Below are 25,011 nucleotides of genomic sequence, written 5' to 3'. Positions count from 1 at the left end.
CGCTCAAATTGTCAAACCTAACTCTGTACAACAATTGATGGACGAGCACATGAAGGCAGTCGCTCAAATTGTCAAACTCAACTCTGTACAACAATTGATGGACGAGCACATGAAGGTGCCTAGCTCTGCCCTACATCAAGCTCAAGAGCGGATAAAGGTGCTTCAAGACAATAGCACTTTTCAGCTAAATCCACGCATACAAAAACTAATTTCAGAAACTATAACAACAAGATCTCCAGAAAATGGAAAATTACAAGAAATCTATACACCAGCAAGCAATAATGAGCCAACCACTTTACCAATACTCGATCGACCTCAAGAGGAAGCCGAAGAGAGCAAATCTCAATCTAAATCCAAAAGACGCTCACCTTCAAAGAAACGTAACGAAAGCAATCTCAAAAATTCAAACAAGTAGAACTACTCACTTTAATTACCACAGTTGAGGATGCGGGAAATGGGTTCAATGGCAAAATAGAAGTCCAACTCTTCGGATTTGATCGAATAGTAGTTTCATGCGGCACTCACCGAAGCAATTAAACGACGATCGCGATCTGCCACAAACTCTAGACAGGCTCTAATCTCTGTTTCTGTTAGTTCTGGAAAGTCGTCAATAATCTCACTAATAGACATTCCAGAAGCCAGCCAGCCAAGAACTTCGTAAACCGTAATCCGCATCCGACGAATACAGGGCTTGCCACCACGCTTATCCGGCTCTATGGTGATGATGTCGCGATAGCTCATGATACAGGTAAAGTGTTTGCATCTAGATTATAGAAAAACATATCTGAAAATAAAAACAAAAAATCTGAAGCTGGAAAATTCCAACTTCAGACTTTTACTAACTCCCCGGGTAGGATTTGAACCTACGACCAATCGGTTACACTTATCCCAACGTTTCCGAAGGGGGCGGACTATTTCATCATCCCTACAAATCATGTTTGTGATCTGTCGTCGGATGTCAGGCGCTATGAGATTTATTGGTTAGGCTCCTCATCTCTAGTCTCTGCACCTTTCCGGCTACTTGCGATCGCAACCGCTGCCTTTCGCCAGACTTGGCTCAAGATTGCCGCCACCCGAAGTGCTGCGGTTTCCTTGAATTCACCCGATTTTTCAGTACCCGTTACCGGATAGAGCTGCTATGTCACTAGGGCTTTTGGTTGATGCCAAAGGCTTGCATTCATTACAGCCGACCGCTCTGCCACTGAGCTACCGAGGATTGAGGGTTTTTGTTACCCACATTTACTAACAATAGCTGAACTTACTGGATTTGGCAAGGCCTTTGATAAACTTTTTTTTTGTCGTACAGCAAGCGGGTTTCAGCAGCTAATGCAGCCCCATTCTCAACTTGGCGAGGCGCTTCTGGGATTCTGGATCGAGCGAACTGGCTAGAAAGCGACTGGAATTGTGTTTGCGGGATTTGTGCTGGCGCTCGCTGCGGCGGGCGGTGGATTCTACATCAGCCGCTAGTTGTTCGGCGGACATCCATTCGGCACCGTAGCCGACTACGGTCAATTGCTGCGCTCGGTCTGAGGTGGCGACAATCATGCGGCCTTTGCCTTTGACCGATCGCAACTCGTAGCGCAAACTTGCACAAGATTTTTCAATATAAGTATCTGCTGTCTGACCGAAGTCAGTGTAGTGCACCGATAAATTTTTAGTAATAATTTCTTTAACGCTGGGAGTATCTCGATAGTGGGCATCAAACACCAGTCGAGCCTCAAAATCTTGAACAGCGCTGTAGTTAACTAAAACCTCTATTAACTCGCGGCGAGCTGTTTCGAGTTCGTCGCGATCGCGCTTCTCTCGGAGTCGAGGCCAAAGTCCAATTATGTTATAGCCGTCTACAAGTAAAACTGCTTGCGATACATAGGGTGACATGGTTCAAGGCTGAAGAGATCCAGCACGTATAGGACATTATTTGCATTGTTCATCAAAGCTTTTGTTCAATAATATTACCTATTGATGTGTAATTGCTAGGTTACATCGCAATAATTAAACCCCCCAGAACCAGCTTTACCTGAGTTTTGGGGGGTTAGATTAACCTATAAATTTTCCCGCTTATTCGCCAGATTCCAGCGATACGGGCGATCGTACAACTGTCGGCAAGGATATTTTCTCAACAGCCGGAGTACAACCGAGCCACTGCACCGACAACTCCGCAAACTGCTGCGGAGGATCGCTCACGCAAAAACGAGTTGGCAGCGCAGTACCAGCATTCCGCAGCCCCAAAAGCTCCAACTCTCTGGCAGCAGCAGCCACCACCCGCACCGCAGGATCGATCAATGTCACCCCAGCAGGCAAAAGCGAGCGCAGCACAGGAGCCAACAGCGGATAATGAGTGCAGCCGTAAATCAGCGTATCGATGCGCTGCTGAATCAAAGGAGCCAAATATTCCCGAGCCACCTCACAAGTGTAAGGGTCGTAAATCCGGTTTTGCTCCACCAGCGGCACAAAAGCCGGACAGCTAACCTGCCACACCAGGCAAGAATCGTCCATCTCCAAAATCGCATTTCGATAAGCATTGCTAGCAGCCGTAGCAGGAGTTGCGATGACTCCGATCCGCTTGCCTTGCTGCACCGCAGCCTGCGCCCCCGGCAGAATTACTCCCAACACCGGAATATCAAACTCAGCCTGCACCATCTCCATCGCCAAAGCAGAACTGGTGTTGCAGGCCATAATCACCATTTTCACATCCTGTTCCACCAGCCAGACCATAATTTCGCGCACAAACTGCACAATTTCCGACGGCCCGCGAGTCCCGTAAGGCAGCCTCGCCGTATCTCCAAAATAAAGTATCGATTCGTTGGGCAATTGTCGGTACAACTGGGTCAAAACCGTCAAACCGCCCACGCCGCTGTCAAAAATACCGATTCTTTTTTGTCCAGAGTCTGTTGTCATTTGTTAATTGTCAATAGTCGGTTGTCAATAGTCAGCAGGCATCAGCCATCAGTCATCAGCCATCAGTCATTAGGGAAAATTACCAATTACCAATTACCAATCCCGAATCCCTCCGGCAATATATTATCTTTGTTGAAGATAAAGTAAAATGCCGCGAGCGATCGAAGCCGCCATTTGACTGCGGTAAGCTGGGTCAGAAAGCCTAGCAGCATCCTCAGCACCCGTTACAAAACCCACCTCCACCAAAACAGAAGGCATAGAAGTCTTCCTCAAAACATAAAATCTCGCCTGCCGCACCCGGCGGTCAGTCGCCCCCGTCCCCTGCAAAATACTGCCGTGAATCACCCGGGCCAAATCTTCCCCGTTCTCGAAATAATAAGTCTCAATCCCGCTAATATCCGGCCGACTCATATTAATGGAATTAGCGTGAATGCTGACAAACAAATTAGCATTCACCCGTTCCGCCAAAGAAACTCTCGGTTCTAGGTCGATTTCGCTGTCGTCAGTCCGAGTCATCACCGCCTGAACCCCCTGCTGTTCCAGCAGCCTCGCCACCTGAAACGAGATATCCAAAACAATCTCCTTCTCCTGAATGCTTTGAATCCCGACTGCCCCCGGATCGCGACCACCGTGACCCGGATCGATCGCTACCACGGCGCGGCGATTAGAAGCTTGCGGCAAATCGCCCGTTCCGAAAGTCCTTCTCGGCAAAGGCTGGGGGCTGGGAGTGCGAGTCAAAGGCTGCTGCGCGCTAGCATTCGATCGCAACTGCAAAGACAGCAACTGCGGACTCGGCCTCGTCACCCTGCCTACCTCTACCCCCGATCGCGGCTGCACCCAGATCACCACAGTCTCCGCATCTTCTTGGCTGGCACTAAACGATACAGGACTGTTGGCATCGAGCTGAGGAATTTGCCCCGCCAGAGAACTAGAAGCGATCCTGATCCAGTAAGCTCTCGACCCCTGGTCCCACCCGCTGGTATAGGAGACTTGGCGGTCAGTTCTCACCACCAGTTGCGTGCCGTTACTAGCTAAATCAATTGACTGAACTCTCGCTAAATTTCCTTGAGCTTGTCTTGCTGGAGGAGCTACAGTCAGGCTGCGGGAAACCGAGGGCTGTCTTACATTTGCAGGCAATAGCACAACCCCGCCCAAATTGCTCACAGACGCCTGCCACTGAGTATTAGGACTCTTCATCCGCAAAGTCACGCGGGTAACGGGCGGGTCTGTTAGCAGTTGCCGCACTTCAATCTTGTCAACCCCGTGCTTGCCGTTCGTTTGAGGCTGTTGGCTGCTCAGGCCCGGAGCTAAAGTAGCTCCTTCAATATCGAGGGTGGCAATGTCCCCGGCCCGACTTTGTTGAAAATTAATTTGGGGGCTGCCGCCCGCAGTGCCGACTAAAAAACCGTCCGCCGTCACCTGAACGTTCTGAACTACAGTCGCCTCGGCCGACTGGGCTTGGGGTGCTGAAGGTTGAACCGATAACCTTTCTCCCCCAGGCTCTGAAATCGGGTTTCGATCTCCTCCCCGCACCGGCGTTGGCAAATCCACTGTCCACTCGCTCGGAGAAATACCCCGGAATTTTACTTGCTGAGGGTCTATAGTAAACCCGTCTCTGATCTCGACCACAATTCTGGTCGTATCGTTGTCAAACTGCCCTACCCGCACCGATTCGATCGCCCCTGAGAGCGGTTTGCTGACCGACGGACGGCCCAGACTCGTCCCCGGTAAGTCAATCACCAACCGCGTCGGGTTGAAAATCAGTTGAGCCTTGGGTTGTACTCCCCCGTCTGTTGTAATGTAGAGCCGGTTCTCTGAAGCATCAAACCGCCAAGATTGCAGTCTAGCTGCTTCGGCGGCCCCGGCGAGCAAAAATACACTTAAGAAACTCGGTAGTAGCCAGTGGAATTTCACGACAGTTTTTTCCTCGTTTGCGTTACTGCCAAAAGCTGGTAGGGCGCTGCTTGTTCGATCGGCTTTCAGCATTTAGCCGCCAGCAGACCGGGGGCGATAGGCCGTCAGTTGTTGGCTAAATTGACTTTTTTATGCGTTAACAGGCTCCGAAATGCCACCAGAATCTGGCATTTTTGAACTTTCCCGTATACTTGGGGGCGATCGGTTATAAGGTGACTGAAAGATTGCTGGTACAAGGGAAGGTATTTATTTTAGGAAGAAGAAACAAGGCGTCTCTTGAAGCTAGAAGGTACAAGTTAGAACGTAGAATTTTACGGATTTTCCAGGGAGGGGTTTCATAGCTCTTTAATATTGGCGAAGCTCGTTACGGCAAGGGTTATAATCCGCTTTACATTTGCGTTTTATTCTAACTTTTCATAAAGCACCCCAACAACTTAACAACCTATCTCGGGAACAATCCGGATTTCCAAGATTAATTCGACTTTTGAGGGCAGCCAAAGTTAGTCCCAGACCAACTGGCATATCTTTTTGGACAAGCCTTGTTGCTGAGACTTTGACAGTCAAGTACAACTACATAGCGCCCCTTCTCTCTTTTTTTCTTGAATTTTTAGAGTCAGGGATTTTCGGTGCTGCTTGAAACTTCGTTGGGCGATCGCGACTACGCCCGCCAAGGTGAAACTATGATAGCTAGTCCATGCTGTCAGCAGTAACCGGAGAGTGTTGTGTCTTACTTTGGCGGGCAATGCTTTGTCATTAACACTCTTTTTGAGTGCACGATGGACAGCCAGAGCTTTGGTTGGTTGAGGGGGGAAAAAGTTTTGACGGTAGATATAGTTATCGCAGTTGTAAAGTTTTTTGGACAGCAAAAACAATAGATCGGCTTCTGGATAAAACCTGTCTTTTGGTTTGACGATCTGCCTTTCGACTAACTGCATGGCTTATATATATACTACCAGTTAGAGAAGATACACGATCTTGGCGATTGTGTCAATCTCTGAATTTATGAAAAAAGCGACCCTAAAATAAAGTAGATAAATGACCTCACAAAAAGACGGAAACTTGCTTTCCCAAAGGATTTGCCTCAAGCAAAAAGGTTGTTGAGGTTAGTTCAAGCCTCCATGAGCGGCCCTAAAGTCAATCTCAAATCTACTGACTCTCCAGTGAGGGAAGTTTTGTAATATAGCAACCACACCTGACGGTTAGAACGTTCTTAATTGCTCAAACATAAAAGGTCGATCGCAACTTCGGTCTTCCTTCTTCCTTCAACATCTGCTATACCATACCACCGAGTGCGATCGAGTTCTAACCACTTTATTTTTGAGCGGGATAGATACTCGCAAGTTATTTTTGTCCGTTAGGAACGCACCGCCCCCTGTCTAATCAACATCGCTGCAATTCGCTCTCGCCCATAGGTGCAAAATTCCCGCTCATCCAGTTCAAAATTGCTTGATTTACTTGTTCCGGGCATTCATCCTGGGGACAGTGGCCCGCATTATCTAATTCAACTAGCTCTACATAATTGGGATTGCATTCGACAAATTGGTGCGGTCGGGCAAACCGAGGGGGAATCATCCGGTCTTGTTTGCCCCAAATTAACAGCATCGGGATTCTTAAATTTCGCATTACAGTCTTGACACTGGGGCAAAATTGTGAACTGCCTACAGCTTTAAATAAAGCGCAGAAGGCGCGGGCTGCTCCCCGATCGCCCGCAGGCCCTGCTAGAATTTCCACTAATTCGTCGGTAACAGCTTCGGGGTTGGAGTAGGCAAAGGAAACCCAGCGGCGGACAAAGGAAGGCTTGCGGGCAAAATAAAACAAAGGCCTGAGCAAGAGCGGGGAAACAAACAAACTTTCCACAGCTTCGATCGCCGGGAGCAGCCATCCAGGCACAGCCTCGGCTCGCACAGAGGGGTCTGGGAGGCTAATCATCACCGTGCCGGCCACCATGTCCGGGTGAGCCGCCGCTGCGGCCAAACAAATCAGCGAGCCGATCGAGTTTCCTGCCAAGACAACCGGCTCTCTGATAAAAGTCAGCCAAAAATCATAAACTTGATCGACCCACAAAGACACAGAGTAGTCGATCGGAGCTTTTTGCGAAGCGCCAAAGCCCAACAAATCCAAGGCGTAAACCGTTTGGTTTTCGGCGAGTTGGGCGAGATTTTGTCGCCAGTGACCGATCGAAGCTCCAAACCCGTGCAGTAAAATAATCGGCGTTCCCGAGGCGCGCGGGGCAATTCCCCCGGCCGCAGAATCTTGAGATTCGATCGCGTCTTGATTTCGCCCCAAAGCAGGCCGCAAATAAGTGTAGCGAGTTTGCCAACCCCGCCACATCCAGTCTCGTTGAGTTCCCACCCGTTGGTGCCACAGCAGAGAATTTGCCAATTTTGCCTCAGATCGCAACATAAATTTACACTTGCTTATACCTCATTCTACAAGGGAAATCCGGCGACTTGGGGGACTGGCCAGACCGGGCGAGATGGGGTAAAAAAGCCGTTTTACCTCATCATTAACCTTTTACCCTGAATTTTTGACCGTTTTGTCATCAATCGGGCAACCGGGCGGGCGATCGTGTGTGAAGTTAAAATAAAACTAGACAGAAACTCAGCCAGACTGAGTAGAATAGCAAGTATTGTAAGAATTCATTTACGATCGTCCAAATATTCCCCAACGCTTTAGCGGAGGGGACACAGGGCGCGGTAGTACGTCCGCTAAGGGTAAAACCTTACAAAACAGTTCGATCGTCCAAGTGAAATATGGACTGTTCAAACCTGTAACTATCAAGAAGCTTCGCTATTAAACTACTGCTTGTAAAACCATTCATGCCTGTGATTGAAAGAAGACAAAATCGCAACCTACCCCAGATCAACGAAAACATTCGATACCCCAAAATCCGGGTGATCGATACCGACGGCGCGCAACTAGGGATCTTGACACCCGCAGAAGCGCTGCGCCTGGCAGAGGAAAAAGAACTGGATCTCGTACTTGTCAGCGACAAAGCTGACCCGCCCGTATGCCGGGTCATGGACTATGGGAAGTACAAATTCGAGCAGGAAAAGAAAGCGCGAGAAGCAAAGCGGAAGCAGCACACTGCCGACGTGAAGGAAGTGAAGATGCGCTACAAAATTGAAGAACACGACTACCAAGTGCGCCTCAAACTAGCAGACCGCTTTATCAAATCTGGGGACAAAGTAAAAGCCACGATCATGTTCAGAGGTCGGGAAATCCAACACAGCAACCTAGCAGAGGACTTGCTCAAGCGCATGGCCACAGATTTGCAGGAAATAGCAGAAGTGCAGCAAGCCCCGAAAAAAGAAGGACGCAGTATGATGATGCTGCTGTCGCCGAAGAAAGTATAAATAGATAGTCATTAGTCATCAGTCAATAGTAATAGACTGGTGACAAGAGACTAATGACCCCGCCCAAAAACGGATAGAAGTTTCCGACTGCTGTCGTGGAGGGCCAAAAATTTTAGACCCGAGTTCGCTCTTTCAGATTCGTCTGTGGAGTAAATCTAAAATCTAAAATCTAAAATCTAAAATCTAAAATCGACCGACTGGCGATCGCTCTGCTGGATGCCGGAACTCGGTGACACGCTACCACAAATCGGGATATCAACGCACGAGAAGCATGGAAAATTTTCAAATCAGCGCTTGGGCGGGAGCAGGACAAAAAGTGCTGCGCTCGCTCAACCTGCGATCGGAAGAAGTAGAGCGAACCGTACTGATGTTCCTCGTCTACACTCTAACCTCCGTCGGGCTGATCTGGCTGGAACTGAGCACGGTAGGTCTGTTCCTAGACGAGTACGGTGCCGACAAAATGCCTTATATCTACATAGCCAGCGCCTTTATCGGTTCGGGCTTGGGATTTGTCTACTCGTGGCTGCAAAAAATCCTGCCGCTAAGGCGCACCGTCGTAGTGGTTCTGGGAATGATGTCGGTACCGCTATTTTTGTTTCGATTCGGCATCGGCTACGAAAATACTAAGATAGCTGGGATAAGCATTGCTTTTATTACTATTTTTTTGATGTGGCTGTGGGTGGAAGCTTGCTATGTCCTGAACGACCTTAACACTTCCATCACTTCCAACCAACTGTTTAATATTAGAGAAATCAAGCGCACCTATCCCCTAGTCAGCAGCGGCTATCTAGTGGCTGGAGTAGTCAGCGGATTTTCTCTGCCTGTTTTGCTGCACGTAGTCGGACTAAAAAACGTTACCCTCATATCGGGGTTGATGGTGGCGACAGGCTCGCTGTTGCTGTACTACCTCACGGAAAAATACCGTCAAGCATTTCCGGAAACAGCTCACTGGACAGATGACGATGAAGACGACGACCAACAAGAATTTACCGCTCGCAAAGTTACAGGCCCGCTGCAAAAATACGCCGTACCTCTAGTCAGTTTCTTCGTCCTCGCAGAAGTCCTCTATGTCCTGGTAGATTTCCAATTCTACAGCCAGCTAGAATACCAAAACCCGGGGGACGGAGCTAGCTGGATCGCTAGCTTCCTGGGCATTTACGAAGGCATACAAGGTCTGTTTCAAGTGGCGACTCAGTGGTTCGCATCCAGTCGCTTGGTAGAAAGAATCGGTGTATTCGTGACGGCGGTGATTTTGCCGGCGGGTATCGCGATACTTGGGGTGCTGACCATAGGAGCATCCCTGGGCCAGCTAGTATCTGTGTTCATCGGACTGATATTGCTGAGATTTTTAGACGAACTGCTGCACTACACGCTGCTAGAAACCGTTAGCCCGGTTTTGTTCCAACCAATTCCCGACAATATTCGATCGGGCATTCAAACTCTGGTCAACGGTGTGGGCGAACCTTTGTCCTGCGGAGTTACAGGAGTTGGCATCCTGATTATGCTGTGGGTGACAGACAAGATACTCCCCCGCCAAGACGAAAAGGCATTTCACGACCAGCAAAGCTTGATATTTATTGGCGCGATCGTGGTGTTGGCGCTAGTGTGGGTGTTTGTGGTATGGCTGATCCGCTCTCAATACGTGGGTTTGTTGGTCAAAAGTGCGGAGCGGGGGCGCTTGGGCGTCACAGACGTTGACCTCAAAGCTCTCAAGCGCGCAGTGGTGGAAACTCTACAAAAGCCGGGGGGCGAAGATGAAAAGCGCTCTTGCATAGAACTCCTGACGCAAATTGACCCCAAAAATGTCGGAGAAGTTCTGGCTCCCATCCTCGATTCGCTGTCCCCAGGTTTGCAGCGCCAGAGCTTGGAAACGATGCTGCAACACCCGAACCCCGCATATTTAGAATCTGTCCGCGCACTCTCGCAGCAATCCTTGCCGCCGGAGGTGCTGGCCTTGGCTTTGCGCTACATCTGGCTGACGGAAGCTGAACCGAATATTGACAGCTTGCGGCCTTACTTGCAGCCGACCGTCGATCCGGTGGTGCGGGGTACGGCGGCTGCTTTAATTATGAGAAGGGGCGATCGCCAGCAAAAGGCAGAGGCTACTAACACGCTGCGCCAAATGCTGACGCACAAACAAGAGCGGGAACGTGTTATGGGGACGCGGGCTCTGGGAGAAGCTGATTATTTGCAAGGATTGCGCCTGCACATCCCCAATCTGTTGCAAGATGAATCTCTGCGAGTGCGCTGCGCTCTGTTAGACGTGATTTCGTCTACTCATTCGGAAGAATATTATCCTTCGCTGCTGCGCGGACTCGGTTACAAATCGACTCGGGAAGCAGCTTTGCAGGCTATAGTCAAACTTCACAACGACGCGATTCCTTTGCTGGTGTATTTGGCTGAGGACATCCACAAGTCGGATTTGGTCAGGTTGCAAGCTTGGACGGCTCTGGGTCAAATTGGGACTCCCGAGGCGATCGACATTTTGGTCAGCAATTTGATGACGGCTTGGGGAACTACCAGGCGCAACATCCTCCGCATCCTGTTGAAAATGCCTTCGGAAGCGGGGATAGAAGGCGCTCTAGACCGCATCGGCCGCAGCGGCTTGGAAACTCTCATCGAACAGGAGTTAATGTTTATCGGTCAAATTTATGCAGGTCTGGTAGATTTGTCTGGGGTAACAACCTACGGCAATTTCTCCGATCGGGATGCCAACAGCACCGGAGCACCTGGGAACGATACGGCTCAATTGTTGCAGCGGGCTCTGGCGGGGTTGGAAGCTGATGCTAAGGAGCGGTGTTTTTTGCTGATGAAGTTTCTTTATCCGCTGGACACAGTACAAGCCGCTGCTTTCAACCTCGCTTCCGGCCAACCTTCTTTGGTTGCTAGGGGATTGGAAATTCTCGACAATACTGTGGATATAGCTAGGAAGCGATCGCTGATCAATTTGTTGGATCAGCACTCGGAAAGAGAAAAATTGAGCAATCTCTCCGAATTGATGGTTTACAAACCTCTAGCCCCTAGCGATCGCTTGCGTCGCTTGCTAGAATTGCGCCACTTCCTTTCGGATTGGGCTTTGGCGTGCTGCTTTCACTTGGCGAGGGAAGCGCGCTGGAGCCTTACCGCTCAACAAACTCTTGTCTGTCTGCAACACCCGACGGGTTTTGTCCGCGAAGCAGTGTTAGCCTATTTGAAAATAGCCTCGCCGCGGGCTTTGGTCGAATTGTTGCCCAGGCTGCAAAATGACCCCGATAATTTGGTATCAGCTCAAGTTGAAGAGATGATGGCAGAGTTGGGTGCTGGGGGGAAAAGGTAAAGAAGGAAGAAGGAAGAAGGAAGAAGGAAGAAGGAAGAAGGAAGAGGGAAGAGGAAATAAAAAGAAACTATGCCCAATTCCCAATGCCCAATGCCCAATGCCCAATTCCTCTTCCTTTGTTTAAATTTAAATAAATCACTGCATCGCATTATGTTAACCAGCGTCGAACGCCTATTATTTGTCAGGGAGGTTCCGATTTTTAAGGAACTGCGGGATGATTTTCTCGTGCGTCTAGCATCGGTAATGGATGAACTTTCGTTTCCTTCCAAGCACAGGATTTTTACGGAAGGACAAGAAGGTCGATCGCTCTATATTTTGGTATCGGGAACGGTGCGAGTGCATATAGGCGATCGGGATTTGGCACAGTTGAAAGCCGGGGCTTGTTTCGGGGAAATGTCGCTGTTTGATGCAGAACCTCGCTCGGCTTCTATTTCTACTCTCGAACAATCCGAGTGTTTGATGCTGACTCAAATGCAGCTCTACGATGCGATTGATGAAACGCCGGGAATTGCTGTGAATATTATTCGCTTGCTGTCGCGCCGGATTCGCGAGTTGAATCAAAAGTTGAATGCTAAAGAGGCAGTTATGCCGCCTGCAGAGGCTGCGAGAGTTGCTGAAATTCGATGAAAGTTGGGAATTGGTAATGTTGTTTTAGTCGATCGGTAATTCTGCACAATTTATATTCGGTACAGCGCACAGGGAATACCTTACTTATATCGGGTAGATGCCCAATGCGCAACTTAAGAATACGCACAATTTCTATCGGGTAGGGTGCACAATGCGAACCTTAAAATGATTTTTCCCGTGAGTTATAAAACAATTAAAAACCCGGTTTCTTCTTGAAGAAATCGGGTTGTTGAAATCGATAGTGAAGTGCGATTTGCTGTCTAAACTATTCGGAAAATAAAAGGGTAGCGGTAAGCTTGGTTAGGATTTTGCAAAACGTGGAGGATAGCCATTATTGTCAGTCCCCAGTGCAGAAGATAACCTATTGGCACTAGGATAAAGCCAGCAAGACCAAAAGTGACGACAGTTAACACCACAATCACGGTGCTGTACAGCCATACATTAAGGTGAAAATTGATCGCTTCTGTGGCATTTTCTTTGACAACGGGGTCATCTGATACTAACAATACAGCGATCGGCGCTCCGATCGAGAACACTAAGGTACTGAAAAAAATCGCCCCGTGGCACACCAGTGATAGCAGCTTCCGCTTGTCGGAGTCGTACATATTACTTTTCTTCCTTGACTTTAGTGATAATTTTACCTTTAATAGCCACTGTAGCACAGGCTATAATGACGATCGGGTGATGATTCCCCTACCTAATTTGTAATGACAACTGAACTCGAAACTGAACTGCTAACTGCTGTTGAGCGCCGGCGCAACTTTGCTATTATTTCCCACCCCGACGCGGGGAAAACTACTTTGACAGAAAAGCTGCTGCTTTACGGAGGTGCAATTCACGAAGCAGGTTCTGTGAAAGCGCGGCGGGCTCAGCGACACGCTACCTCTGACTGGATGGCGATGGAACAGCAGCGGGGAATTTCTATTACTTCTACTGTTTTGCAGTTTGAGTATCAAAATTATCACATTAATCTGCTCGATACTCCGGGACACCAAGATTTTAGCGAAGATACTTATCGAACTCTGGCGGCGGCTGACAATGCGGTGATGCTGGAGGATGCTGCTAAGGGTTTGGAACCGCAAACTCGGAAGTTATTTGAAGTTTGTAAGCTGCGAAGTTTGCCTATTTTTACTTTCTTTAATAAGCTCGATCGCCCTAGCAGAGAACCTTTGGATTTGTTGGACGAAATTGAGAAAGAATTGGGGTTGCAAACTTATCCGGTAAATTGGCCGATAGGTACGGGCGATCGCTTTAAAGGTGTTTTCGATCGCAGGGCGCGCAAAATTCACTTATTCGAGCGGGCTAAACACGGTTCTCGCGCTGCTGTTGATACTGTCATCGAATTGGGCGATCCGCGCATTGAAGATTTGTTGGAACAAGACCTTTACTATCAGCTCAAAGAAGAGTTAGAACTGCTGGATGAGTTGGGAACTGAACTCGATTTAGACTTGGTTCGGGCTGGAAAAATGACGCCTGTTTTCTTTGGCAGCGCGATGAGCAATTTTGGGGTCGAACTGTTTTTAGAGGCGTTTTTAGATTACGCTATGAAGCCGATCGCCCGCAAGAGCAGCGCCGGAGACTTGCCGCCAACTTATGAAGATTTTACGGGGTTTGTGTTTAAATTGCAAGCGAATATGGACCCGAGACACCGCGATCGCGTGGCGTTTATTCGGGTTTGTACGGGCAAGTTTGAAAAGGACATGAACGTGACTCACGCTCGCAGCGGTAAAACGGTGCGTTTGTCAAGGCCTCAAAAGTTATTTGCTCAGGATCGGGAGTCGATCGAGGTTGCTTATCCGGGCGATGTGATCGGTTTGAACAATCCGGGGGTATTTGCGATCGGCGATACTATTTACACCGGCCAAAAACTGGAATATGAAGGGATTCCCTGTTTTTCTCCTGAACTTTTTGCTTTTTTGAGAAATCCCAATCCTTCTAAGTTTAAGCAGTTCCGCAAAGGCGTTTCGGAGTTGCAGGAAGAAGGCGCAGTGCAAATTATGTACTCGGTTGATGAGTCGAAACGCGAGCCAATTTTGGCGGCTGTCGGACAGTTGCAATTTGAAGTTGTGCAGTTCAGAATGCAGTCGGAATATAATGTGGAAACGACGATCGATATGTTGCCTTACAGTGTAGCTCGTTGGGTTGACGGCGGTTGGGATGCGCTGGAAAAAGTTGGGCGGCTTTTTAATACGGTGACGGTGAAAGATACTTGGGGAAGGCCAGTTTTGCTGTTTAGAAATGAGTGGAATTGCCGACAGGTGGAAGGGGAGCATCCTGTGTTGAAGTTAAATGCGATCGCGCCTGTGGTTTCTGGTTTGGCTGTGAGCGAGGAGTGAGGGGGATAGTTGGTTTGTAGGGAAACGGCATTGTCGTTTCCTCCCAAAAATCGGGATTGTTATTAACAAAAAACCCTGATTACCACAGCCAAAGGACACAACACTGTTGTGTCCCTACAAATGATATTTATTGTAGGATTTGTAGGGAAAAGGCACTGCCGTATCCTCCCAAAAATCGGGGAGCGTTTTTTTGAAGGGCGATAGCTGAGAAAATTGAAATTAATTAAGGCCTTACAGTTGGGGGATTAACAGCAGTAATTTCTGAATAACGAGAAAAGTCAGTAATGTTAAAAGTTAGGATATGGGTTAAACCATGAACAAGCATAGCAGCAACTAGCCGCGCATCATGAACGTTGACACCTATAACCTTATACGTTATCACCAGTCGTTCCCATTCTTGATAAATTGATTCGGTATCCAACAACAGAGGAAAAAGTTGTTTTAAGCGATTAATTTCTGCCTCTGCTTCTTTTGCAGTTCGTCCTAATCCATTTCTCTGGATCGGGCGCGTGCAAACGTTCCAAAACTCTATCAAATTTTGGGGTACGATATAAAGTTGTTCCCGCGATCGCGCAGAGTAATCACGGCATTGACGGCATCATAATTCATTGGGTGTGCTGTATCGACGCTACGCAGAAGTATGTTTGTATCTACGAGGAATGGCATTTAACCTCTGTCTCCATAAATGCTCTCTCGGCTAATAGCTTCATCTGAAAGAGTGGGGAGATTTAGGGTACGATGACTGTCAACCCATTCTTGAAATGCTATTGACCATTCTGTTGGGGTAGCTGTTTCGTAAAAGGGAGGTTGTTGAGGTTCTATTAGGCGTTTGAGCATCGCATCTAGTAATGGTTTAATCTGAGCCGGCGTGCGGTTGGTGATTTTTGCCAAAACCTGAGTAATAGTCTGTATGTCTTGTGGGTGAGATTGCTGAAGATCGTGCAGCATAATTATCCTGGGGCTCTCTTAGTCTAGTTATAACGCTAAATCCTCAGCCCGGCCCAAAACCTCCCAATCCCCCTCTTCAATCCAAAATCCAAAATCTAAAATCCAAAATCGATTGACGGCGGCCCCCATCTGCGGCTACGCTTTGAAGTGAGAGGTTGCTTGCTTGTAGAGGAGGCAGCCCGCGTCGCCCAAAAATCTAGTTGCACTGCCCAAAGCTGCGCTAACAGCAATGGACAGCTAACCGCCAAACTGTACAAGGCAGTCTGGAGGCTCCGAGAATCTTAACATTCTCTGTAGCCGCCCTGCTATGTCTTGAAATGCGGGGCGGCTGGGTTTTTGGGTTTTCCTAGAAAACCCAAAACCAGGAGAACATATTATGTCACAGGAATTCGTGCCTGACGACAACAAATCTGAATGCCCAAATGACGACTCAGCAGCAGTATGCGAACAGGAAGTGGTGCTGTTAACGGTTGTCGGTTCGCCGAAGGGTGTCCGGGAAACCATACTCACTTTGTACCGGCTGGGATTTGCAGAAGTGGGCGATTGGAGTCCCCTACAACGTGCGGCTAATCCGAAGCAGGTGATGAGCGTGCTGATCCGTCGTTCGCGGGCTGATGGTACATCGCCGAGACAATCTGGGCGGTAAGCTGCAAGGTTAAATAGCTAAATTCGAGGGCGGGCCTTTAACGGTCAGCCCTGAGTCCGGCAGGGGTTTCAACCCCTGCCTCAAAGCAAAAGTCCTCGCTATGAGGACTGAAGAATTCATTAGTCGTCATAGCGAGGACTTTTGCTAAAAGCCCCGTGGAATTAATTCCCTGGCGGCCGTTCGGTTTAAGTTAACTCGACACATCCTCCTCCTTAATGCCACGTCTTTACTCATTTCGAGCGAGCTAACTGCTGACAGTATCGTCACCCAAATTATCGAGGAGTTGTTGCAGCGCATCGCGGCTATTGCGAACCAGATCGTTGTTAGGAGCAATGGCTAAAGATCGATTAAACATTTCCAGAGCCTCTTGCCAATTCTTGAGTGCTTCCTGTTGCTCAGATAATTTTGCTTGTAAATCACCCAGTATTCTCAGTGCAATACCTTTGTTGTTTAGGACAATGATGTCATCCGGTGCAATAAGTAAAGCTCTATTGTAAGCAGCGATCGCCTCTGAGTAAGAAAGTTTTGCCGCCTCAAATTCACTTAGCTTTGCTTGCAAATCACCCAGACATCTCAGCGCATTCCCTTGGTTGTTGAGAGCATAGACATAATCCGGTGCAATATGTAAAGCAGAATTCAAGGCTGCGATCGCATCTGAGTAAGATAGTTTTGCCGCCTCAAATTCACTTAGCCCTGCTTGCAAATTACCCAGACTTTGCAGCGCATTCCCTTTGTTGTTGAGAGCAGCGATAGAATCCGGTGCAATAAGTAAAGCACAATTCAAGGCTGCGATCGCCTCACAGTAAGATAGTTTTGCCGCCTCAAATTCACTTAGCCCTGCTTGCAAATTACCCAGACTTTGCAGCGCATTCCCTTTGTTGTTGAGAGCAGCGATAGAATCCGGTGCAATAAGTAAAGCACAATTCAAGGCTGCGATCGCCTCACAGTAAGAAAGTTTTGCCGGCTCAAATTCACTTAGCTTTGCTTGCAAATCACCCAGACCTCTCAGCGCATTCCCTTGGTTGTTGAGAGCATAGAGATAATCCGGTGCAATATGTAAAGCAGAATTATAGTCTGCGATCGCCTCTGAGTAAGAAAGTTTTGCCGCCTCAAATTCACTTAGCTGTGCCTGTAAATTACCTATTTTTTGCAGCGCAAGCCCTTTGTTCTTGAGAACGTCGATATCATCTGGTACAATAAGTAAAGCAGAATTCAAGGCTGCGATCGCCTCTAAGTAAGATAGTTTTGCAACCTCAAATTCACTTAACTCTGCTTGTAAATTACCTATTTTTTGCAGCGCAAGCCCTTTGTTGTTCAGCGTATCATTATCATCTGGAGTTATAATGAGATCGCGATCGTAAGCTGCAACTGCCTCTAAATATTCGTGTTTGGCCTCTGCATATCTAGCCAATTGAGCATAGTAATCTCCCTCCAATTTTGAAATTCTACCAAGCAAAAAGTCACTCTTAATCCACAACTCACCTCTAACTCCCAGCAGCGACTCGCATTCCCCGTAACGACTCAGCCGCGACGCTTCCTCAAACACCTCTACCCATTCCTTCACACCCCGCAGCCAATCCAAGCGATTAGCATGAAAAATTGTCTCAGCCGCATTCCCCAATTCCCGGTAATGCTGCTCTAAAACTTCATGAGCTCTGCGAGTTTTCGGATTATCCCGATCGGCATCCAAGCGTCGCAATAAATCGTGAATCCGATACCAGTTCTCCCCCCGCTTCTGCGATTTCCACAGAAAGGAAAAACCCGTCAAAATCTCAAAATTTGCACTGCTTGCCTGGAAGTGACAACCCACTCCCAATTTCACATACAAATCCTCATCAAAAGCGCGGCAAGCACTCAGCGAATGCACCGCCGATCGCACTTCGCGATCTACATAACTGAGCAACCGATCTGTTAACTCCGCAGTCTTATTTTCCAACCTCGGAACCCGCGCAAAATCCGACGACAGCAACTCAATTCCCCGCCTTCTTTCTGCCAGCACCACATCCGCGCACAAACCCAAATAAAACGGATGTACCTGCAAATCGTCCCAACTCTCATCAGGATTGACGCTGGCATATTTAATCACAGCATCAGCCAAATCTGCCTTGTCAATCTCCACTTTGTGCAGGTAATCCCTAGCATCAGCCGGAGACAAATGCCAAACCAATTGTGCATCTATATAATCTTCGGGAATTGGAAACTTCGACGCATTCGGCCACCGCAGTTGTGTGACTGGACAATCTCGCCCCGCTACAGCAACCACAATCCCCGCTTTGAAATCGATCGCCCTCAGCAACCGCCGAAACCACTCATCTTGATACCAAAAATTTATTCCCTGAGAAGGGCGTTTTTCATCCCACATTTTCTCGTGAGTATCGAACAGCATGACGAGGCGTTCTGGTTTGTGTTTCCCAGCCATTGCCGCATTCAAATCACCTGCAAACAATTTCGGCAAACAGTCGATCAACTCAGTATCAATATCTTTGCGGCGAATTTCCTCGGCCTTGTCGTCGCTGACACCGAGGCGCTTTTGAATTAATTTCATCGCCCGCTTAATCCCGCCCAATTTATCTAACCCTTTGAGCACCGCTACAGCTTGCGCCACCACCGGAAATTCTGCAAAAGTTTCAACTACAGGTGTCAACAATTCCATGACATCATCGGGGAAAAGTTGTTCGAGAGTTGCGTTTGACTCGCCTTTATTCAGCAAATACCAAAAGCAAGCAAAATCATAATTGGGAAACTTAAATTTATATTTCTTGGCTGCTTCTGCCAGATTTCGGCGCAGCATCAGCAAGCCGTAAAATCTATCTTGCGGTTTATCTTCTTTAATCGGTATCAATCCGAAATCGTGCCTGACTACGGGTATGGGAGTATAGGTTTTAGGTTCAGCGTGGCGGACGAAATCAGCAACTTCGGCGGCTTTTGATTCTGGGAGTGCGCGCAATTGTTGCCAAACCTGCGGCGAAAATCTTTTGCAGCAGTTATACTGCAAGTGTTTTAGTAGCAATGACTTGCCGTTGCCTCCATCGCCGTAAAAATACAAAATTTGTTCGCGGAGCGGGTCTTCGTTTAAATAAAAGGCAAATCGGCGGGTAAATTCGTGTCTGTCTGTGAATAGTCGCAATTGGCGATCGCCGCTAATAGCTTCGCTTTCAAAATCTTCGTCGTCAATTGGCATAAGTGTGCAGGTGAGGAGTTATTTTATTATACCAATGGGGGATTGAAATTGGGCATAGATATCAATTATGGGCGAGCGCATTTAGGGCATATGTTAAAACTGAGATATTGCACCCTTCTCAATCAGCTTTTGTGAACAGGCAAGATGCCTGTTCCACAAGAAAATTTATCTTTTGTGGAACAGGCATCTTGCCTGTTGCTGACAATGGTACAAGATGTGAGTTAAAACCGTAATCGATCGACCAGCAAAGCTATCTTAGAAAGGACGCTAGCGAAAGCACAGTCATGGCACCTCCCACTAATCCAAATCCGGCGGATTCATCTGCAAAACAGTCTCTAGAGGCTGGGCTAGCAGCTTTGAAACAGCAGGATTACCCCACCGCGATCGCCCTTTTAGAATCCGTTACTCAAACCGCAGCTAATGGGCCGTCGGCAATCCGCGCGCAGATGGGGTTGGTGGCTGCGTACAAAGCAACCGGTAATGTCAAAAAGGCGATCGCCCTGTGCTCTTCCCTCGCCAAAAGTCCCAACTCTCAAGTCAAAACTTGGGCCGATCGCGCTTTAACAGAATTAACCCCCCCTCGCCCCCCAAAACCACCGGCAAATAAACAAAAATCCGCAGAAACTCCCCCCGAAACAGGCTTTGTCGCCTTTGATGCCGGAACAAAATCGCCGAAACAAACGCCAGGGGGCGATCGACCTACCGCAGACAAAAAAACAGGATTTTTACCTTTAGAGCCGACTGCCGCGCCTGGAAACGCCAAATCGCAACATATTTCCCCGCCACCTCCACCCCCCACAAGCCAGACTTCTGCACCGGAAAACTCGACAGAAACCGCACCCGATACAGAAATTAGTGGCGAAAATAGTTCCGGTTCCCCAACAGATATCCCCGGAGTCGCCAGCCCAGATACTTACCAACTCACTTGGCGCGAAGCAGGGCGCGCCAAAAGCCCGCGCCCCCTCAAACCGCTGAAGTTGCTGGAGTTTCGGGTGCAAGCCGTTGCAAGTGCGATCGCCCTATTTTTCCTCGCCCGGTTTGTCCTGCAATTCCTGCTGACAAACACTAATTCTCTGTTGGTTCAGCTTTACATATTCACTAGACTGCCTATTTTCGCGCCGATTCAGCTTTTTTACCGCGATCCAACTCCCTTTGTTCAGATGGTTTTTGGATTGCTTTTGGCCTCGTCTCCGTGGCTGATAGACGCGCTGCTGAAACTGTTTTGCGGCATCGAAACCCTGCGCGGGTCAGTTTTATCGAAGCACAGCAAGGAAGCTAGTCGGGTACTGCGAAGTTTTTGTACGAAGCAAAATATGCCGGTGCCGGTGCTGAAACTCTTGCCGCTGAATGTTCCTGTAGCTTTCAGTTACGGCTGTTTGCCCCGTTTTGCTCGGATTGCTGTGAGTCGCGGGCTGTTGGAACAGTTGACGGATGATGAAATTGCTACTATTTTTGCGCGGGAGTTGGGCCATATCTCTCACTGGGATTTTGCGCCGATGTCGCTGGCGCTGCTGGTGATTCAAATTCCTTACCTGATTTATTGGCAGGTGGCGCACTGGCAAGAGCGGTTGTGCGATCTAATGACGATCGAGTTTTTGCGTTCTGCTGTCAAATTTGTGGCCGCTGCAATTTCTGCTATTAGTTACGGGATTTATAAGTTGTTGCGCTGGCCGATGTTGTGGGTGTCGCGCCGCAGAGTGTATTTTAGCGATCGAACTGCTGCGGAAATTACGGGCAATCCTAACGGTTTGACGCGGGCACTCGGTAAAATTGCGATCGGCATTGCTGATAATATCGAGCAGCAAAAACAAACTAGCTTTTTCCTAGAAAGTTTCGATCTATTGTTACCCGTAGGCGTTGGACAAGCTGTAACCCTTGGTTCTGCTGCTTTACACGCGCCGCTGGAACAGCTTTTGCTGTGGGATATCAGCAATCGCGAGCGCAACTGGTTGACGGTTAACCGCGCGCATCCTTTGCTGGGAGAGCGTTTGAAGCTGTTTGCCCTCTATGCTCAATTCTGGAAGGTAGAGACAGAGTTAGATTTGGCAAACGCGGGAGTGCCAGAACAACCCAAGAAAGGAAAATTGTCTCTGTTTAAGTCAATACTCGAATTTAAAGACTCAAAACTATTTTTACAGGGTGCGCCGTTTTTTGGAATTCCGATGAGTTTGGCGATAGTCGGGGTGCTTTGGCTGATTGGGGGGATTTTTTCGAGGACGAGTTTTTGGCAGTTGGATTGGCTTTGGGGCGATCGATCGATTATTTGGGGCTGTTTGCCGATCGGATTTAGCATCGGTACTTTGATGCGGATCAATTATTTCTTCCCGGACATTACACCGCGAGAAACCGCTTCGCCGAGTTTGCCGGAAATTTTGTCAAATCCCGAGAGTTTGCCGCTGGATGCTGAACCGGTGCGGCTGGAAGGGCAACTTTTGGGTCGATCGGGTATAGATAATTGGCTGGGACAAGATTTGATTTTGCAAACGGCGACGGGTTTGGTGAGGTTGCATTATGTTTCGAGGTTTGGCTACATTGGCTCTTTGTGGCCCAAACCTACTCGCCCCAGCGATTTGATCGGAAAATCTGTTGTGGCGACTGGTTGGCTGCGCCGGGGTGCTACTGTGGCGATCGACCTCGAAAGTCTCCGCAGTCAAGGAGGGAAAGTTAGTGACAGCGGACATCCGATTTGGTCTGCGATTTTGGCTTTTGCTGCTGCTTTTTGGGGCGCATACATCATTATCCAGGGCCCAAGGTGAGGAATAGCGATCGGATTGCCGCGCGAGTCGCGAACAGCGCGCAGCCTCGAGCGGTTTTGAGTTAAACAGCGGATGGGCGATGTTCTCGGTGCTGGTGGCGCAGTCTACCCGATGTTCTCGGTGCGCGGCGGACACCCTACACTCTTCTTCCTTCTTCCTTCTTCCTTCTTCCCTCTTCCTTCTTCCTTCTTCCCTCTTCCTTCTTCCTTCGTAAAGAAAAGTTGCTTTTTTACCAGCAATCTGTTACATTACTTTATACAAACAGGATTGAACCAAATAGCGCAATAACTTCAGTTGGCTAAAACCCATTAAGGCATTGCGTAAAAATTGTCAACATCCCAACACAGCAAGTACAGCCAGCCGCTTGTCGGCTGTTTTTTTTCGACAGCTATTTTTGCTGTGCGGGATGAATTCTCAAAAGTGATTCAGATGTGGTTTCCGTTAAATTCAGACTGAAATCTTCCTAAATAACTAGCTCTGTTACCAAGGCTGTGATACCTTTAAAGAATGCTCGGACTCTGCCGGGCCTGATTTAAGGGATAGCGGGTAAGTGAGTAGTTCTCAGCATTAGGAGCGAGATTAGGAACGAGGTAAGATTACTGGCTGAAAAAATGTTAGCTATTTTATCCATCACTGTATTAAACTGAATACTGGCATTCCGATCGCTGGCAATTGACACATCCTTGGACATAAATTTCTACACGGCCCTGGCTATAAACATTCTGAATCAAAACCGGAAGCAAGTAATACAGAATAGCCAATAGCCTCAACATTTGAGTGATGACTAAAAGTTTACACAACAACCTGAGATTTAAAAGCTCTCTGCATCGGCGGTTAAGTTCCTGCCTTATCAGAGTAAATCATCTTTTTGTTCTAAAAGGTGGGGGGATCTGTCAAGGTTGGTGGGAGGAATGTGCAAATTCTCCGGTTATGTGGTTTTTCCCTGAAGTCAATATTCAGTTGACTTCAGGGAATTCTGTTCGAGCAAATTAATTAAAATCCAAGTCTGGAGGAATTTTTCATGTCTATTCGTCTTTATGTTGGCAATCTACCGAAGGAACTCGATCGCCAAGAATTGCAAGAAGTTTTTGCACCGGAGGGCGAATCTGTTACCACAAAGGTAATTACAGACCGCAAAACTGGAAAATGCAGAGGATTCGGTTTTGTGACGGTGCTAACCGACGAACAAGCCGACCAAGTTATTGAGAAATACAACGGCTTGATGTTCAAAGAAAACCCGCTGAAAATAGAGAAGGCACTGCCCCGCTCTAAGGGTAAATCTGAGAAAGGCGAAGAAGATCAGCAGCAGTCGTCGCCGCAGTCACCGCAGTTGGTGTCGGCGTCGCAGCCTGTGCCTGTGCCTGTGCCACAGCAGCGGGATGCTGCCCCTGCCCAAGGTGGAGGAGGCCCTAGTAAAAGCAATCGCCGTCGGGGTGACAACAACAAGTCGCGTCGCAATCAGTCCGCAGCAGCGGTGCCGAACGCCGATTCCGGCTCGGTGCAGCCAGATCCGCGCTGGGCGAGCGCTCTGGAAGAGCTCAAGCAAAGATTGGTGGAAGCTCAGACTACTAATTAGTCGAAAATGGCGGCTAATTGCTGCTGTCTCTCGACTGCGGTTGACTGAATGTATCTGGAAGTGCGATCGAGAAAGGCTCAAATAAGCCTGTTCTAGATCGCACTATTTTATTGTAAAAAACCTCTAATATCTAGCAGTGCGGTAAAATAACCGCGATCGGGCAAGTAGTGAGGACTTGAGTCCTCAGTTTCATGAGGACTCAAGTCCTCACTAGAAACCAGTTTGATTTTGGTCGATCGACAGGACACGATGTAATATTCTGAGGATGGTTTGCAAAAAAACCCAGTTTCTATGAAAATATGGGGTTGAGTAGCAAGACATCTAGAAAGAAACCGGGTTTTTAGCCCCTAAATAAGTCCTGTTTATGCGAGTGCCGAGAATTCGATAGTCTGAATAAACTCGAAAATCTTGTTCAAAATTCCCTCAACTTCAGACTCAAGGGAACCCAATTCATCTCCCTCCTGATAAATTCGCTGACAGCTTACCGTGTAGCAAAAATCGTCAGCGATAAAAGCCATAAGTCCCCGGTAAGCATCCAGCCGAGTAGCCGGGCGCTGGTTTTTCTGCACGCTCATAGTTGCACCCGCAGCCAAATCAACAACCGCGAAATAAGCTTCTTCATCTTCTAAATATTCCGCATGAAGTAACTTAGAGTTGGCAATATTAGCAATAATTGCCTCAGAAACAAAACTGTCTAAAAAAGACTTGAGATAAGCTTCCTCGCCAACCGACTCGATTGTTTCTTCCACTTCACCCGCAATAGGGAAATAATCAATTTTCAACAAAACACCAAAGTCGTCAGAAAATGCAACAGAGCCTTCTTCCTCATCAATTCTACCCCCTCGTTGCTCGTCAACTGGAATCGGGACGCTAAAATTGCCTTCAGGAGATACGTACAATTCCCCTTCTACATCAGACTCTTCGACATCTTCTTGAGAGTATGCAACAATTACATCCTCAATAATTTCCGCAGCTTCCTCGTCTTCCACACCTAATGCTTGCTGGAATTCCTGGAGAAAAGCCTCGTGCTTCTGAGATATTTTTCCATCTGCGACAAACATTGCTGCGGTTATGGCAAAAGTATCCAACACTAACTCATCTGGTAGTGACTCCCAAGCAGCATTAAATAATGCTCCTAAACCGTCTTGAGTAGCAATACCTGAGAGTCTTTGAAACATTGCTGACATATCATCTTCCGAGTATTCAGCAAATATTTCTGATTCCCAAAGTATGCTTTCTAAGATATCAGCATCTGTGTCAGGGGAATTTGCCGACGCTGCGACAAGTGCTACGGCTGCTAGCGATTCTTCTGGAGTAAAGCTTGCTTCGGATTTGTCTTCTGAATTGAATATTTTATCAAAATTGCCCACTGGTTTTGCTCCACTAGGGCGTCGGTTCAGTATTAGGAGTTGACAAAAAAGACTGAAAATGATATGTGAATTGAGAAGCCTGTTAAA

General features: G+C 48.0%; 20 protein-coding genes. 9 read left to right on the top strand and 11 right to left on the bottom strand.

Translation table 11 applies throughout. The annotated features are described in order from the left end of the window. On the top strand, nt 1–415 hold a 415-nt coding region (locus QUA54_RS27375), incomplete at its 5' end, for a hypothetical protein (protein WP_333417390.1). 95 nt (nt 416–510) lie between these two features. Here the strand turns inward: QUA54_RS27375 and QUA54_RS27370 are convergent. From QUA54_RS27370 to QUA54_RS27345, 6 genes are all read right to left on the bottom strand, one after another. After that, nucleotides 511–741, bottom strand: a complete 231-nt coding sequence (locus QUA54_RS27370) for a DUF433 domain-containing protein (protein WP_333417388.1) — start codon at nt 739–741, stop codon at nt 511–513. Between the two features lie 582 nt (nt 742–1,323). Continuing rightward, nucleotides 1,324–1,878, bottom strand: a complete 555-nt coding sequence (locus QUA54_RS27365; protein WP_172191751.1) for an NYN domain-containing protein — start codon at nt 1,876–1,878, stop codon at nt 1,324–1,326. 180 nt (nt 1,879–2,058) lie between these two features. After that, nucleotides 2,059–2,898 (bottom strand): glutamate racemase, encoded by an 840-nt coding sequence (gene murI / locus QUA54_RS27360; RefSeq protein ID WP_333417386.1) that lies wholly within the window; start codon nt 2,896–2,898, stop codon nt 2,059–2,061. Nucleotides 2,899–3,021: 123 nt separating this feature from the next. Next, on the bottom strand, nt 3,022–4,884 hold the full coding sequence (locus QUA54_RS27355) for an N-acetylmuramoyl-L-alanine amidase (protein WP_333417384.1): 1,863 nt from the start codon (nt 4,882–4,884) through the stop codon (nt 3,022–3,024). A 488-nt stretch (nt 4,885–5,372) separates the two neighbouring features. Further along, a complete protein-coding gene (locus QUA54_RS27350) occupies nt 5,373–5,747 on the bottom strand; it encodes a hypothetical protein (protein WP_333417382.1) in 375 nt (124 codons plus the stop codon). Nucleotides 5,748–6,192: 445 nt separating this feature from the next. Further along, entirely contained in the window at nt 6,193–7,215 is a 1,023-nt protein-coding gene (locus tag QUA54_RS27345; RefSeq protein WP_333417380.1) for an alpha/beta fold hydrolase, read from the bottom strand. A gap of 416 nt (nt 7,216–7,631) precedes the next feature. On the opposite strand from QUA54_RS27345, the gene infC reads away from it, so the two are divergent. The 4 genes from infC to QUA54_RS27325 all read left to right on the top strand — a co-directional run bounded on the left by infC (nt 7,632) and on the right by QUA54_RS27325 (nt 12,111). Further along, a complete protein-coding gene (gene infC / locus QUA54_RS27340) occupies nt 7,632–8,168 on the top strand; it encodes a translation initiation factor IF-3 (protein ID WP_006635262.1) in 537 nt (178 codons plus the stop codon). A 271-nt stretch (nt 8,169–8,439) separates the two neighbouring features. Then, a complete protein-coding gene (locus QUA54_RS27335; protein WP_333417378.1) occupies nt 8,440–11,484 on the top strand; it encodes a HEAT repeat domain-containing protein in 3,045 nt (1,014 codons plus the stop codon). Then, nucleotides 11,465–11,608 (top strand): hypothetical protein, encoded by a 144-nt coding sequence (locus tag QUA54_RS27330; protein ID WP_333417376.1) that lies wholly within the window; start codon nt 11,465–11,467, stop codon nt 11,606–11,608. Before QUA54_RS27335 ends, QUA54_RS27330 begins: the two co-directional genes overlap by 20 nt. A 26-nt stretch (nt 11,609–11,634) precedes the next feature. Further along, a complete protein-coding gene (locus QUA54_RS27325; protein ID WP_172191741.1) occupies nt 11,635–12,111 on the top strand; it encodes a Crp/Fnr family transcriptional regulator in 477 nt (158 codons plus the stop codon). Between the two features lie 260 nt (nt 12,112–12,371). Here the strand turns inward: QUA54_RS27325 and QUA54_RS27320 are convergent, their stop codons facing one another. Continuing rightward, entirely contained in the window at nt 12,372–12,716 is a 345-nt protein-coding gene (locus QUA54_RS27320) for a DUF4870 domain-containing protein (protein ID WP_172191739.1), read from the bottom strand. Between the two features lie 102 nt (nt 12,717–12,818). On the opposite strand from QUA54_RS27320, the gene prfC reads away from it, so the two are divergent. Further along, a complete protein-coding gene (prfC, locus tag QUA54_RS27315; RefSeq protein ID WP_333417374.1) occupies nt 12,819–14,447 on the top strand; it encodes a peptide chain release factor 3 in 1,629 nt (542 codons plus the stop codon). A gap of 666 nt (nt 14,448–15,113) precedes the next feature. On the opposite strand, the gene QUA54_RS27305 is transcribed toward prfC, so the two are convergent. Beyond that, nucleotides 15,114–15,395, bottom strand: a complete 282-nt coding sequence (locus QUA54_RS27305) for a hypothetical protein (protein ID WP_333417370.1) — start codon at nt 15,393–15,395, stop codon at nt 15,114–15,116. 376 nt (nt 15,396–15,771) lie between these two features. Here QUA54_RS27305 and QUA54_RS27300 point away from each other — a divergent pair, with 376 nt between their 5' ends. After that, the gene (locus tag QUA54_RS27300) at nt 15,772–16,041 is read left to right on the top strand and encodes a hypothetical protein (RefSeq protein WP_333417368.1); all 270 of its coding nucleotides are present in this window, start codon (nt 15,772–15,774) and stop codon (nt 16,039–16,041) included. A gap of 244 nt (nt 16,042–16,285) precedes the next feature. Here QUA54_RS27300 and QUA54_RS27295 read toward each other — a convergent pair whose 3' ends face one another. After that, on the bottom strand, nt 16,286–19,222 hold the full coding sequence (locus QUA54_RS27295) for a hypothetical protein (RefSeq protein WP_333417366.1): 2,937 nt from the start codon (nt 19,220–19,222) through the stop codon (nt 16,286–16,288). A gap of 284 nt (nt 19,223–19,506) precedes the next feature. On the opposite strand from QUA54_RS27295, the gene QUA54_RS27290 reads away from it, so the two are divergent. Further along, entirely contained in the window at nt 19,507–21,978 is a 2,472-nt protein-coding gene (locus QUA54_RS27290; RefSeq protein ID WP_333417365.1) for a zinc metalloprotease HtpX, read from the top strand. Nucleotides 21,979–22,082: 104 nt separating this feature from the next. Here QUA54_RS27290 and QUA54_RS27285 read toward each other — a convergent pair whose 3' ends face one another. Further along, nucleotides 22,083–22,217 carry a hypothetical protein gene (locus tag QUA54_RS27285; RefSeq protein WP_333417363.1) on the bottom strand — a complete coding sequence of 45 codons (135 nt, stop codon included), beginning with the start codon at nt 22,215–22,217 and terminating at the stop codon, nt 22,083–22,085. 782 nt (nt 22,218–22,999) lie between these two features. On the opposite strand from QUA54_RS27285, the gene QUA54_RS27280 reads away from it, so the two are divergent. After that, entirely contained in the window at nt 23,000–23,554 is a 555-nt protein-coding gene (locus QUA54_RS27280) for an RNA-binding protein (protein ID WP_333187987.1), read from the top strand. Nucleotides 23,555–23,916: 362 nt separating this feature from the next. Here the strand turns inward: QUA54_RS27280 and QUA54_RS27275 are convergent, their stop codons facing one another. After that, entirely contained in the window at nt 23,917–24,924 is a 1,008-nt protein-coding gene (locus QUA54_RS27275; protein ID WP_333417361.1) for a tellurite resistance TerB family protein, read from the bottom strand. Nucleotides 24,925–25,011 lie beyond the last annotated feature (87 nt).

Source organism: Microcoleus sp. MOSTC5, assembly GCF_036701825.1.
Lineage (GTDB): Bacteria > Cyanobacteriota > Cyanobacteriia > Cyanobacteriales > Microcoleaceae > Microcoleus > Microcoleus asticus.
Note: the sequence above shows the minus strand (reverse complement) of the source record. Positions and strands in the feature narration are given on the sequence as shown.

Bases quoted from the DNA above. Each gene is read 5' to 3' on its own strand.
- QUA54_RS27370 (WP_333417388.1), bottom strand. From the start codon at position 741: ATGAGCTATCGCGACATCATCACCATAGAGCCGGATAAGCGTGGTGGC.
- QUA54_RS27365 (WP_172191751.1), bottom strand. From the start codon at position 1,878: ATGTCACCCTATGTATCGCAAGCAGTTTTACTTGTAGACGGCTATAAC.
- murI (WP_333417386.1), bottom strand. From the start codon at position 2,898: ATGACAACAGACTCTGGACAAAAAAGAATCGGTATTTTTGACAGCGGC.
- QUA54_RS27355 (WP_333417384.1), bottom strand. From the start codon at position 4,884: ATGCTGAAAGCCGATCGAACAAGCAGCGCCCTACCAGCTTTTGGCAGT.
- QUA54_RS27350 (WP_333417382.1), bottom strand. From the start codon at position 5,747: ATGCAGTTAGTCGAAAGGCAGATCGTCAAACCAAAAGACAGGTTTTAT.
- QUA54_RS27345 (WP_333417380.1), bottom strand. From the start codon at position 7,215: ATGTTGCGATCTGAGGCAAAATTGGCAAATTCTCTGCTGTGGCACCAA.
- infC (WP_006635262.1), top strand. From the start codon at position 7,632: ATGCCTGTGATTGAAAGAAGACAAAATCGCAACCTACCCCAGATCAAC.
- QUA54_RS27335 (WP_333417378.1), top strand. From the start codon at position 8,440: ATGGAAAATTTTCAAATCAGCGCTTGGGCGGGAGCAGGACAAAAAGTG.
- QUA54_RS27325 (WP_172191741.1), top strand. From the start codon at position 11,635: ATGTTAACCAGCGTCGAACGCCTATTATTTGTCAGGGAGGTTCCGATT.
- QUA54_RS27320 (WP_172191739.1), bottom strand. From the start codon at position 12,716: ATGTACGACTCCGACAAGCGGAAGCTGCTATCACTGGTGTGCCACGGG.
- prfC (WP_333417374.1), top strand. From the start codon at position 12,819: ATGACAACTGAACTCGAAACTGAACTGCTAACTGCTGTTGAGCGCCGG.
- QUA54_RS27305 (WP_333417370.1), bottom strand. From the start codon at position 15,395: ATGCTGCACGATCTTCAGCAATCTCACCCACAAGACATACAGACTATT.
- QUA54_RS27300 (WP_333417368.1), top strand. From the start codon at position 15,772: ATGTCACAGGAATTCGTGCCTGACGACAACAAATCTGAATGCCCAAAT.
- QUA54_RS27295 (WP_333417366.1), bottom strand. From the start codon at position 19,222: ATGCCAATTGACGACGAAGATTTTGAAAGCGAAGCTATTAGCGGCGAT.
- QUA54_RS27290 (WP_333417365.1), top strand. From the start codon at position 19,507: ATGGCACCTCCCACTAATCCAAATCCGGCGGATTCATCTGCAAAACAG.
- QUA54_RS27280 (WP_333187987.1), top strand. From the start codon at position 23,000: ATGTCTATTCGTCTTTATGTTGGCAATCTACCGAAGGAACTCGATCGC.